This is a genomic window from Microbacterium rhizosphaerae (assembly GCF_034120055.1).
In the GTDB taxonomy this organism is placed as follows: domain Bacteria; phylum Actinomycetota; class Actinomycetes; order Actinomycetales; family Microbacteriaceae; genus Microbacterium; species Microbacterium rhizosphaerae.
Window position 1 is genome coordinate 442,593 of record NZ_CP139368.1, and the last position, 12,366, is coordinate 454,958.

Annotated in this window: 9 protein-coding genes; all 9 read left to right on the forward strand. The window is 68.1% G+C overall.

Going from position 1 to position 12,366, the window contains the following annotated elements:
• The first annotated feature begins 338 nt into the window (after window positions 1-338).
• The 9 genes from SM116_RS02045 (at window position 339) to SM116_RS02085 (ending at window position 12,321) form a co-directional block, all read left to right on the forward strand.
• Complete coding sequence (locus tag SM116_RS02045) at window positions 339-2,516, forward strand: carbohydrate-binding protein (RefSeq protein ID WP_320942804.1); 2,178 nt, start codon at window positions 339-341, stop codon at window positions 2,514-2,516.
• Window positions 2,517-2,712: 196 nt separating this feature from the next.
• Window positions 2,713-3,729, forward strand: coding sequence for a LacI family DNA-binding transcriptional regulator (locus SM116_RS02050; RefSeq protein ID WP_320942805.1), 1,017 nt, complete (start codon window positions 2,713-2,715; stop codon window positions 3,727-3,729).
• A gap of 156 nt (window positions 3,730-3,885) precedes the next feature.
• Window positions 3,886-4,893 carry a LacI family DNA-binding transcriptional regulator gene (locus SM116_RS02055; protein ID WP_320942806.1) on the forward strand — a complete coding sequence of 336 codons (1,008 nt, stop codon included), beginning with the start codon at window positions 3,886-3,888 and terminating at the stop codon, window positions 4,891-4,893.
• 70 nt (window positions 4,894-4,963) lie between these two features.
• Window positions 4,964-6,193 carry a sugar ABC transporter substrate-binding protein gene (locus tag SM116_RS02060; protein ID WP_320942807.1) on the forward strand — a complete coding sequence of 410 codons (1,230 nt, stop codon included), beginning with the start codon at window positions 4,964-4,966 and terminating at the stop codon, window positions 6,191-6,193.
• A gap of 41 nt (window positions 6,194-6,234) precedes the next feature.
• Window positions 6,235-7,224 (forward strand): carbohydrate ABC transporter permease, encoded by a 990-nt coding sequence (locus SM116_RS02065; protein WP_320942808.1) that lies wholly within the window; start codon window positions 6,235-6,237, stop codon window positions 7,222-7,224.
• Entirely contained in the window at window positions 7,221-8,030 is an 810-nt protein-coding gene (locus SM116_RS02070; protein ID WP_320942809.1) for a carbohydrate ABC transporter permease, read from the forward strand. The genes SM116_RS02065 and SM116_RS02070 overlap by 4 nt, the downstream gene beginning before the upstream one ends.
• Before the next feature lie 3 nt (window positions 8,031-8,033).
• A complete protein-coding gene (locus SM116_RS02075; protein WP_320942810.1) occupies window positions 8,034-9,770 on the forward strand; it encodes an amylo-alpha-1,6-glucosidase in 1,737 nt (578 codons plus the stop codon).
• 34 nt (window positions 9,771-9,804) lie between these two features.
• Entirely contained in the window at window positions 9,805-11,724 is a 1,920-nt protein-coding gene (locus SM116_RS02080) for a glycoside hydrolase family 127 protein (protein WP_320942811.1), read from the forward strand.
• A gap of 57 nt (window positions 11,725-11,781) precedes the next feature.
• Complete coding sequence (locus tag SM116_RS02085; RefSeq protein WP_320942812.1) at window positions 11,782-12,321, forward strand: SRPBCC family protein; 540 nt, start codon at window positions 11,782-11,784, stop codon at window positions 12,319-12,321.
• Window positions 12,322-12,366: the final 45 nt, after the last annotated feature.

The following is a 12,366-nucleotide window of genomic DNA, read 5'->3' on the forward strand; positions in this document are numbered from 1 at the left end:
CGGCCGGCGCGGGCCGGGCTGCGGGCATCGCCAAGAAAAGCTGTGTGACCAGGGAAAAACTGCACGGCTCATGTGTCCGCGTCTGTCGGTGGCTCGCGCCGACGTCACCGCTGCGCGCGACGAGGCTCTCGCGGCCGTGGTCGGCAGTATCCACCGCGCCTATCGCCGGCGTCCTCTTGTGATGGCCGACGAATTAGTTGTACCGTGTGATCGAACCGGTTCGACACAAAATCGGCGGCGTCGGCATGAGCGCGGACGCCGTGAGGAAGAGATGCGAGGGAGCGTCAGATGCGTGAACATCACACCGGCCATGACAACACCGAGGCGGTGGTCCCGTCATGAACCTCGAGCGAAGGTCGATCCAGCGGGTTGCGGCGATCGGCGCCGCCGCCGTCCTCGGCCTGATCGGATCCACGGTCGCCACGGCGGGCGCGGTCGCCGACACGGCGGCGGCATCCACGTCTCTGACAGTGGACCTGTCGACCGTGACGGGCCCGTCGACCGGGGTCGGTCAAGGCATCCTCTACGGGATCACGCAAGACGGGTCACAGCCGGGCGACGAGTACGTCAAGCCGCTGAACCTCAACGCATTCCGTGGGGGTGGCTGGTTCTCCGGCGGCTGGGCGACGGACGGATACACGTACGGGCCCGCGACCCATGCCGAGGTGACGGCGATCATCGACCAGGCGAAGCGCCTGAAGGCATCGTCGCAGAACCCGGCCGGCTTTCAGTACCAAGTCCTGCTCAGCGACCTGTGGGGGTCGACCGGCGGGCGCGGGACGCAAGCGGCTCAGCATGTCTGCAACGCCGGCGACTGCTCCAACTGGCTGCAGTTCATCGATGACACGGTGGCAGATCTTCAGGCGTCGGGGATCGATTTCACCTACGACATCTGGAACGAGTCGGACTTGTCGATCTTCTGGGGCGCCGGTGCGGTGACGCCGCAGTACTTCCAGATGTGGGACAGCGCATACAACGAGCTGCGCAAGATCGCCCCGGGCGCTGCCATCGCGGGTCCGTCGTTCGCGTTCACGCCGGCACGCAATCCGCAGGAGTGGACGTCGTTCTTCGCGCACGTGAAGGCCGCGAACACCGTTCCTGATTGGATCACGAACCACGACGAGGGCGATGTGGACGATCCGGTGACGGTGGCCCAGGACATCCGGGCAGACCTGACCGAAGCGGGGCTCCCGCAGTTGCCTCTGTCCGCCAACGAATACCAGCCGGCCGACCGCGGCAACGCCGGAGTCACCGCCTGGTATCTGGACCGGTTCGCCCAGTCGACCTACTCGACGGCGATGCGCGGCAATTGGAGCTGCTGCATGGTCCCGAACCTGACGGGACTGCTCACCCACACGCAGACCGGTTGGGCACCCACCGGCAACTGGTGGGCGATGCGCACCTATGCGCAGATGACCGGATCCCTGGTGCAGACATCCCAGCAGGTGGATTCGATGGCCATCACGGCCGCGAAGGATCCGTCCAAGGGACAGGCCATCGCCTTGCTGGGTGACGTCAACGGGTACACGGGCAGTGCGTCGGTGACGTTCACAGGGCTCGACTCCGCCGCCTATCTGGTGCGGGAAGGCCAGGTGCACGCCACGGTCTACCGGATGCCGGACGGCGGTGCTCTCTACGCGCCGATGGTGGAGTCCAGTGGCGATCTGCCGGTCGCTCCCGACGGTTCGGTGACCGTTCCGACGCAGTTCGTCGGCGCGCACGATGCGGTCGCGGTGTTCCTCTCCTGGACCGACCCGCAGACGACGGTCATCCATGCGCCTGACCAACTGATCGCCGGCACCTCCTACGACGTTCCGGTGACCTTCACGAACGGCAGCGAGTCGCAGGATACACAGGTGCAGACATCCCTCGCGGTCACCGCGGACGACCCGGCGGATGCCGCGGGAATCACGGTGGACTGCGTGCCGGGCGGAGGGGCCGCCTGTGCCGTCGTCAGCCACCTGGCCCCGGGCGAGTCGGCGACGGCGATGTTCCATGTGGTCGTGCCGCCCGGCACTCCGTCCGTGGCATATCGACTCGTCGCGACCACCGACCTCGTCAACCGAGGGCACATGACGGTGAGCAACTCGGCTGACGTCGTCTCGCCCTGCGCACTCGGCGCCGACTGCGAGGCGGAGAACGGTCAGCTGGCAGGCGGGGCCTGCCTCGCGACGGATCATCCCGGCTATACCGGGGCGGGCTTCGTGGCGTGCCTCACGAGCGTCGGGGCGAGCGTGACCCCGCAGTTCGGGGTGCCGACCGCCGGCACCTACACTCTGGATCTGCGCTATGCCGCAGGGCCGGATGGTCCCTCGGCCCAGCTCGATCGCACGGCGACGGTGACGGCGGGCGGCGTCTCGCAGCAGGTCGTGCTGCCGAAGACCGGGAGCTGGAACACCTGGGCCGACGCCACGGTCACGGTGACCCTGCCGGCCGGTGTCGACGACATCACGGTGGCGTACAACAAGACCGATCGCGGGTGGTTCAACCTGGACCACATGGTGCTGACCCAGTAGGTCCGCACGGTCGACGAGTGGATGACTCGCTGCAGGCGTACAGCGAGTCATCCGCCCGATCCGCAGCAACGCCCAGCGGGGCGACATCGTCGAAACGCTGGGCGTCGGCGCGTCTTCGACACGTGACCACCATGCGCCCGGGCTGCCCCGCCGATGTCGGCCGTGGAACAATGTGGCGAACGGGGAGGAGGCCGCGATGGCTGCGACGATCGGCGATGTCGCCCGGCTTGCGGGTGTCTCGCGCAGCACGGTCTCGTACGCACTGACCGGCAAGCGGTCGATCTCCGAGGACACCCGTGCCCGCATCCAGGAGGCGATCGAGGAGCTGGGCTTCACGCCGAACGCAGGAGCGCGTGCGTTGGCGACCTCGCAGACGAACGTGCTCGGGCTCTACCTGCAGTTCGAAGAGGACGAGTTCGCGCCGGCGATGCTGCAGTACGTGCTGCCGGTGTCCTCCGAGGCTCGCGAGCACGGCTACGACCTGCTGATGGTCACGGACCCCGACCTGGAGGGCGCCGTCCGCAGGACGACGTCGTCTGCCATGGTCGACGGCGTCGTCCTGCTGGACGTGACCTTCGACGATCCGCGATTGGGCCCTCTCCGGGAGGCGACGCAGCCTGCCGTGCTCATCGGCTACGCACGCAACGGTGAGGGATTCGACTCGTTCGACCTGGACTTCGGCGAGGCCGCCCGCATGGCGGTCGACCATCTGGGGACGCTGGGCCACCGCGATCTGGCGCTCATCACTCCGCCTCGCCACGTCTACGAGCGGGGCGGATCGTACGCGTGGCGCTTCCGCGACGCCGCGATCGAGCGCGCGGCGCGCTACGGGATGCGGATCACGACGCACTACGGCGACTCCCGGCAGCCGGGTATCGAGGCCGTCTTGGACCGGGCTCTCTCCGACGATTCGAGTCCGACCGCGCTGATCCTCCACAACGATGCGACGCTCGCCGCCCTGCCGAGCTACTTGAACGCGCGGGGGATCAGCTCTCCGGGCGATCTGTCGGTCGTGGGATTGTTCTCGCATGAGTTCGGCCAGGCCTTCTCACTGCCGTTCACATCCATCGAGACCTCCCCCGACCAGCTGGGCCGACAGGCGGTGCTGCAGCTCCTGAAGCGTCTGGCCGGCGGCGGTTCGCTGGAGGCGCCGCGCGCACGGTTCGTCGAGCCGATCCTCGTGGACCGCGGCAGCACCCGGTCCGCGCTCTGAGCACGGGCCGGACACGCGCCGTGCCAGCCCGGCGCCGGTAATCGAACCGCTTCGATGAGTGATCTCGCCCCGCTTCGATAATCGAACCGGTTCGACTTGCGCGGCTCCGAAATGCTCGCTACATTGATCGAACCGGTTCGACGGAGAGGAGGTACGGTGGCTGTCACGATCACCGATGTGGCCCGCCATGCGGGCGTATCGCGGAGCACGGTCTCGTACGCCCTCTCCGGCAAGCGCTCGATCTCGGCATCGACGCGCGACCGCATCGCCGAGGCCATCACGTCGCTCGGCTTCACCGCGAACGCGGGCGCACGTGCGCTCGCGACATCCCAGACGATGGTGCTCGGGCTCCTCACGCAGTTCCACCAGGACGAGTTCGCCCCCGCGATGCTGCAGTACGTGCTGCCGATCTCCGACACGGCGCGCGAGCTCGGCTACGACATCCTCCTCGTGACGGAACTGGACGCGACGGACGCGCTGCGGCGCGTGACCAGCGCCGGCATGGTCGACGGCGTCCTTCTCCTCGATGTGATCCACGAGGATCCTCGGCTGGACACCCTGCGCGCCGCCGCCCAGCCCGGTGCGCTCGTCGGGCTGCCGAAGGACACCGAGGGCCTCGACGTGTTCGATCTCGACTTCGGTGAATCCGCCCGCATCCTCGTCGACCATCTGTTCGGTCTCGGCCACCGCGAGATCATCGTCATCTCGCCGCCGCTGCACGTCTTCGAGCGCGGAGGGGCATACGGCTGGCGATTCCGGGATGCGGCGCTGGAGCGTGGAGCCCGCTATGGACTGCAGATGCACTCGTACTACGGCGAGTCCCAGCAGCCCACGATCGGCCAGAGCGTCAACGCGATCCTCGACGCTCGACCCACGGCGACGGCGCTGATCGTCCACAACGACGCGACGATCGCCGCACTCCCCTCGATTCTGGCGGCACGCGGCGTCCGCGTCCCGGACGACCTGTCGGTCGTCAGCCTCTTCTCGAAAGACTTCGGGAGATCCTTCTCACTGCCGTACACGGCGGTGGAGAGCTCGCCCGATCAGCTGGGCCAGCACGCGGTCCGGCAACTGGTGCGGCGGATCACCACGCCGGAGCTCGCCGGAGCCCCGGTCACACGCTTCATCGCACCAGAGCTCGCGATCCGCGGAAGCACGATGTGACCCGGAAGCGGTCCACGGGGACGCTCCCGAACGTTCCCACCACCACTGCACGATTCAAGGAGGAATTACTGTGATCACCACCAAGAGCGCGCGCGTCATCGGCGTCGCCGTGCTGGCAGCGGCCGTCGTCGGCGGCACCGCCGCCTGCTCGGGGTCTCCGTCGGGCGGCGGCAGCACCGCGGGCGGCACCTACACGCTGTGGGATCCCTACCCCGACCGCGATGCCTCGTCGGACTGGGCGAAGGCGATCGACAAGTGCGCCGGCGACCTGGGCATCACCATCAAGCGCACCGCCAGCAACACCGGCGACACCGTCAAAGACCTGACGACGGCATCCCCGAACCTGCCGGACATCGCCCTCGTCGACAATCCCAAGGTCGCCACGCTGGCTGCCGCAGGCCTGCTGACGACGACCGCGGACAACGGCCTCGATGTGTCGAGCATCCAGGAGAACATCCTGACCGCCGGTCAGATCGACAAGAAGACCTACGGCGTGCCCGTCGGGGCGAACACGCTCGGGCTCTATTACAACCCGGCGGTGCTTCAGGCGGCCGGGGTGGACCCCTCGAGCGTGAAGGACTGGGCATCCCTCACCGACGCGCTCAAGAAGGTCGTCGCCGCGGGGAAGAAGGGGATCACGTTCTCGGCCGTCGGCACCGAGGAAGGATCGTTCCAGTTCCTCCCCTGGTTCTGGGGAGCGGGTGGCGACCTCACCAAGCTGAACTCCTCCGAGGCGACCACGGCGCTCTCGACGTGGACCGACTGGGTGAAGCAGGGCCTGGCACCGAACTCGGTGCTGCAGAACACCCAGGGGACGAGCTGGGATGAGTTCAAGACGGGCGACTTCGGCTTCGCCGAGAACGGATCCTGGTTCAAGGCCGACGCCGACAAGGCCGGCTACAAGGTGATCCAGCTCCAGAAGACCGACGGGGGAGCGGCCCCCGCCCCCACCGGAGGCGAGTTCATCACGATCCCGGTGCAGAAGGACACGTCGCGCTACGCGACGTCGGTGAAGATCACCAAGTGCCTCACCGACGGGGATGCCGGCGCGAATGCGCTCGGGTACATCGCCCCGACGAAGGCCGGCCAGGATGCGCAGCTGAAGGCCGACCCGACGCTCAGGTTCTGGGTCGACGCCGTCGCCGACGCGAAGCCGCGCACGGCGGACAACCTCGGTGTGAAGTACGGCACGATCTCGGAGCAGCTCTACACGGCTGTCCAGGCCGCACTGTCGGGGTCCGCCAGCCCGGCCGATGCACTCGCCACGGCGCAGAAGAACGTCGACGCGAAGTCGAAGTGACCGCCCGCCCCGCCCCCGCCGCTACGGAAAGGATCCATCGCATGTCGGCGATCCGAATCGACTCGAGAGCGCGCGGGGGCGGGGCATCCCTCCCCGAGTCCACCGTCGTGCGCGCATCGCAGCCGCCGCGCCGGGCGCTGCGCAGTCGCCAGCTGCGCGCGCAGCTGGCGGCCTGGGCGTTCATCGCGCCCGTCGTGCTGTACATGGTGATCTTCTACGCCTATCCGCTGCTGAAGAACCTCGACCTGAGCTTCCGGAACTACTCCCTCGCCTCGTTCATCACCGGCAACGCGCCGTGGGTGTGGTTCGACAACTACGTCGAGGTGATGCAGAGCTCCACGTTCTGGCCGGCCATCGTGAACACGGCGATCTTCACGTTGATGTCGATCCTGTTCCAGTACTCGATCGGGCTCGCCCTCGCGGTGTTCTTCTTCCGGAAGTTCCCCCTCGCCGGAACGCTGCGCGCTCTGTTCCTCGTGCCGTGGCTGCTGCCGCTGCTCGTCTCCGCCTCGATCTGGGCGTGGATGCTCAACAGCGAGTCCGGTGTGGTCAACGCCGCCATCGAAGCCCTCGGCGGTCAGCAGATCAACTGGCTCACCTCGCCGCAGTGGTCGCTCATCTCGGTGCTGATCGCGAACATCTGGATCGGCATCCCGTTCAACCTGGTCATCCTGTACAGCGGACTGCAGAACATCCCGGGCGACCTCTACGAGGCCGCATCCCTCGACGGGGCCAACGGCTGGCAGACGTTCTGGCGGATCACCTTCCCGCTGCTGCGGCCGGTCTCGGCGATCACGATCCTCCTGGGCCTCGTGTACACGCTGAAGGTGTTCGACATCATCTGGATCATGACCCGCGGCGGGCCCGGCGACTCGTCCACCACCCTCGCGATCTGGTCCTATCGCCTCGGATTCGGCGGTGAGACGCCCGAGCTCAGCCCCGCCGCGGCCGTCGGCAACATCCTGATCCTGGTCGCGTTCGTCTTCGGCCTGATCTACATCCGCGCCGAGCGGCGCATGGAGCAGTCATGAAGCGCACCCTCACCACCGTCATCGGCGTGGTCCTCACGGCGATCATGCTCTTCCCGCTCTACTGGATGATCAACGTCTCGCTCACGCAGCCCACCAAGCTGCGCAAGGACCCGCCCGACCTGTTCCCCGTGGACCCGACCTTCGCCGGATACCAGCGCGTCCTGGCCGACCAGCTGCCGAACCTCGCGACCAGCCTCGTCATCGGGCTCGGCACGGTCGTCATCACCCTGGTGCTGTCGGCTCCGGCGGCGTACGCGCTGGCGAAGCTGCGCCCGCGAGGACGCAACGTGATGAACTTCGGGCTGCTGATCGCGCAGATGGTCCCCAGCATCATCATGGCGATGGGCTTCTATCTGATCTTCTACAACTGGGGCGTGCTCAACACGATCCCCGGGCTCATCCTCGCCGACTCGACTCTCGCGGTGCCGTTCGGGGTCTTGATCTTCACCGCGTTCATGGCCGGCATCCCCAATGAGCTCATCTCGGCCGCGAAGATCGACGGCGCCGGCGCGTGGCGCACGTTCCGATCGATCGTGCTGCCGGTCAGCCGCAACTCGATCGTGACGGTGTCGCTGTTCGCGTTCCTCTGGGCGTGGTCGGACTTCATCTTCGCCTCGACGGTGAACCGCGGCGGCGACTTCCAGCCCATCACGATCGGCATCTACCGCTACATCGGCAACAACACGCAGGACTGGAACGCGATCATGGCCACGGCCGTGGTGGCATCCATCCCGGCCGCCGTGCTCCTGGTGGTCGCACAGCGGTACGTCGCCGCCGGTGTGACGGCCGGCGCGGTGAAGGACTGAGCCGTGACCGACGCAGAGACGCTCGCCTTCGACATCGCCGAGATCCCGTTCTCGTACCGGGGGTCCTGGCTGAACCTGTCACCCGTCGTCGGCTTGCACGAGACAGCCGAGGACGTGCATCTGGTGACCCATACCGGCGGGATGCACGCCATCTTCCGCCTCGTCGTGGATGCCGGCGGCCCGGCGCCGCGCACGGACGTGTGGGCGACGCCCACCACCCTCACGTGGGTGACGCAGGAGGGCATGGTCGAGGCCGTCTTCGAGAGCGTGCGCGCGATCCGGTTCCGCGGGCGAGGACTGGGACTGCGTTTCGTCGCCCCCGACGAGCTCACCCCGTTCACCGGCGGATATCTCTTCCGCGACCCGTCGGACGGTGCCGTGACGCTCACGAGCTACGAGTCGGGTCGGCGCTACCGCTTCACCGTCCTCACCGGCTCCCCCGTCGTTCAGGGCGAGAAGCGCACGGGCGCGGCTGCGCGGGCGCTGATCTTCGGCCCGCAGGCGGAATGGGAGGTGGTGCTCGAGGAGATCAGCACGGCGGCGGATCCCCTGCGGACGCACGCGGACTTCGACACGACCGCGGCGGAGCGCGCGCGCGAGTTCGACGGATACGCGCGCGCCCTGCTGGCGGGCATCCCGGAGTCCGCAACGGCGACCAAGGCGGCCTACGTGATGTGGTCGGCGACGGTCTCGCCCGCAGGATTCGTCGGACGCGAGGCCATCCTCATGTCCAAGCACTGGATGGACAAGGTCTGGAGCTGGGATCACTGCTTCAACGCCATCGCGCTCGCCGCGGCGGACACGGATGCGGCCCTCGACCAGTTCCTGCTGCCGTTCGATCATCAGACCTCGAGCGGGGCCATCCCGGATTCCGTGGCGCACTCGGAAGTGCTCTACAACTTCGTCAAACCGCCCATCCACGGCTGGGCGTTCGCGCTGCTGCGCAAGAGGGCTTCGCGGCCGCTCACCGCGGGCGAGCTCACCGACGTGTACGAGCGACTGAGCTCCTGGACGAGGTTCTGGCTGGACCACCGCAGGAAGCCGGGGCATGCGCTGCCCTACTACCAGCACGGCAACGACAGCGGATGGGACAACGCCACGACGTTCGACCGTGATCGGGTCATCGAGTCCCCCGATCTCACAGCCTTCCTGCTGCTGCAGCTCGACGAACTCGTGGGCCTGGCCCGGGAGCTCGAGCGGCCGTCATCGGAATGGGACATCGCGGCGCGCGAGCTGGAGACCGCTCTTCTGGCACAGCTCTGGACCGGTGCCGGCTTCGTCGCCCGCTCCGTCGACGACCGCGGCGCGTGCGGGCAGACCAGCCTGCTGACGGCGATGCCGATCGTGCTCGGCGAGCGACTGCCGGCGGACATCGCCGAGAAGCTCTGTGCCCGGATCATGCAGCACCTCACGCCGTGGGGTCCGGCAACGGAACTGCCGGAGTCCACGCTGTACGAATCCGACGGCTACTGGCGCGGACCGATCTGGGCTCCGTCGACCCTCCTCGTCGAAGACGGCCTGCGCCGCGCCGGGCACGTCGAGCCGGCCGATCGGATCAGCGACTCCTTCCGGGCGGTGTGCGAGCGGTCCGGGTTCGCGGAGAACTTCGATGCCCGCACCGGCAGCGGCCTGCGCGACCGGGCGTACACCTGGACCGCCGCGGCCTACCTGATCCTCGCCGCCGACGAAGCCGCGCGCACGACCTCCCGCCCCGCGACCGACCGCACAGGAGCACGATGACCGACACGCTTGCCAGCGCCCGCACAGGAGCACGATGACCGACACGCTTGCCAGCGCCCGCACCGGCGGCCCGGTGAGCCCCACGCGATCACGGCTGCGCCCCCTCGCGCAGGACGAGATCCGCCTCACGGGGGGCTTCTGGGGGTCGAAACAGGACCTCAACGCCGACGCGATCATCGACCATTGCCTGACGTGGATGGAACGCACGGGATGGCTCGCCAATTTCGATCGGGCCGCGAACGGGACGGTCGCAGAGCATCGCGACGGCATCGAGTTCGTCGACTCGGAGGTCTACAAGCTGCTCGAAGCGATGGCGTGGGAACTCGGACGCACGCCCACGCCTGTCCTCGAGGAGACGTACGCCGCACTGGTGGCGCGCGTCTTCGCAGCCCAAGAAGCCGACGGATACCTTCACACCGCCTTCGGGCGCGCGGGGCAGCGTCCGCGCTACTCGGATCTCGAATGGGGGCACGAGCTGTACTGCTTCGGGCATCTCTTCCAGGCCGCGGTCGCGCGGATCCGCACCGGGCACGACGATGAGATCGTCGATGTCGCACGTCGACTCGCAGATCACGTGTACCTCGAATTCGGGCCCGATGGGCGCGATGCGATCTGCGGACATCCCGAGATCGAAACCGCGCTCGCCGAGCTCGGCCGTGCGCTCGACGTCCCTCGCTACCTCGAACTGGCCGGGCTCCTCCTCGATCGGCGCGGTCGGCGACGCCTGAAGACGACGCTGTTCCAGAGCAGCGAGTACTTCCTGGACGACGTTCCCGTACGGGAGGCCGACATCCTCCGCGGCCACGCCGTCCGTGCGATGTACCTGGCGGCGGGCGCCGTCGACATCGCCACGGAATTCGATGACGCGGAACTCCTCGCGGCGGTCGAACGCCAGTGGGCCCGCACCGTCGCGACACGCACCTACGTCACGGGAGGTGTGGGCGCGCACCATCAGAACGAGGAATTCGGCAACGACTTCGAGCTTCCTGCCGACCGGGCGTACGCCGAGACCTGCGCGGCGATCGGATCGATCATGCTCAGCTGGCGACTTCTGCTGCAGACAGGGGAGGGCAAGTACGCCGATCTGATCGAGCGGACCCTCCTGAACGCCGTCCTCGTCTCTCCGCGTGCGGACGGAAGGGCGTTCTACTACGCGAACACGCTGCACCAGCGCACCCTCGGCGCCATGCCTGCGGAGGACGAGCTCAGCGAGCGCGCGGAGGCCACCGTTCGTGCGCCGTGGTTCGAAGTGTCCTGCTGCCCCACCAACGTGGCGCGAACCCTCGCGAGCGTCTCGTCCTATTTCGCCACCAGCACCTCCGACGGAATCCAGATCCATCAGTTCGGCGAGGCGAGCATTCGAACGACGACGGGGACCGGCACCCGCGTCGATGTGCTCATGCGCGCGGCCGAGTACCCGTTCGAGGGCACGATCGTGCTCGACGTCTCGTCCGACGACGAGGTCGAGATCAGCGTACGGATACCCTCATGGGCGGCGACCGACGCAACCGTGAGATTCGGCGACCGGGACGTCCTGGTCGGTGACGGATATGCGCGCATCCGCGCGCGCTTCGACGGAACCCAGCCGATCGAGGTCGAACTGCCGATGGCGCCGCGATTCGTCTACCCCGACCCGGCCATCGACGCGCTGCGCGGGACGGTCGCGATCGAGCGCGGGCCGCTGGTCCTGTGCGCGGAATCCACGGACCTCCCCGCGGACGTCGCCCTCGACGCCATCCGCGTGATGGATGCGCAGCCGGCCACCGCGACGGACCGCGGCGCCGAGGCGTGGTTCTCGGTCTCGAGGAGATCTCCTGCGGACTGGCCGTACACGGGCTCACCGGTCACCGTGAGCGACGAACGGCGGATACATCTCGCTCTCCATCCGTACTTCGCCTGGGCGAACCGGGGGCCGAGCATGATGCGGGTCTTCATCCCGATCGGTCGACACTGACCGTCCGGATGGGGGCGATCTACCGGGCCGCCCCTCGCGGGCATATCCTGCCCGCACATGGATGCTCGGTATCACTTCGTCACCACCTACCGCCTCACGGGGAAGGCGACCAGGGTGTGGGACGTGCTGCGCGACGTCGAGGGGTGGGCGCGCTGGTGGCCCGGGCTCGAGAGCGTCAGGCTGATCCGCGCGCCGAACGGTCGTGAGGGAGTCGGGGCGGTGCACCGCTACGTCGTCCGCGCGCCTGTCGGCTACCGCTTCGCGTACGAGACCGAGGTCACGGCCATCGAGCCGATGCGATATGTGGATGCCGTGGCCCGCGGCGAGCTGGCCGGACGCGGCCGCGTCGCCATGGAGCCGCCCGCCGGCGAGGACGTGACGGTCTGGATCGCGTGGCTCGTCGAAACACCCAAGCGATGGATGCGGGTGCTCTCGCCCATCGCGCGACCGGCGTTCGCGTGGAATCATCACCGCCTGATGAACGGGTTCGGCACGGGTCTGGCATCCGCATCCGGAATGCTCCTCGTGTCCACCGAGCACGCTGAGCTGTCGCCGCGGCAGCCGGGCTTCTGGGTGATGCCCGAGCCGGCCCGCTGACGCCGAAGCCGGGCGCCGTCACACCCGAGCTCTGCGCCGACCTCC

Excerpts from the sequence above, each read along its gene's own strand:
- SM116_RS02045 (WP_320942804.1), top strand. The coding sequence starts at position 339 with ATGAACCTCGAGCGAAGGTCGATCCAGCGGGTTGCGGCGATCGGCGCC.
- SM116_RS02050 (WP_320942805.1), top strand. The coding sequence starts at position 2,713 with ATGGCTGCGACGATCGGCGATGTCGCCCGGCTTGCGGGTGTCTCGCGC.
- SM116_RS02065 (WP_320942808.1), top strand. The coding sequence starts at position 6,235 with ATGTCGGCGATCCGAATCGACTCGAGAGCGCGCGGGGGCGGGGCATCC.
- SM116_RS02070 (WP_320942809.1), top strand. The coding sequence starts at position 7,221 with ATGAAGCGCACCCTCACCACCGTCATCGGCGTGGTCCTCACGGCGATC.
- SM116_RS02080 (WP_320942811.1), top strand. The coding sequence starts at position 9,805 with ATGACCGACACGCTTGCCAGCGCCCGCACCGGCGGCCCGGTGAGCCCC.
- SM116_RS02085 (WP_320942812.1), top strand. The coding sequence starts at position 11,782 with ATGGATGCTCGGTATCACTTCGTCACCACCTACCGCCTCACGGGGAAG.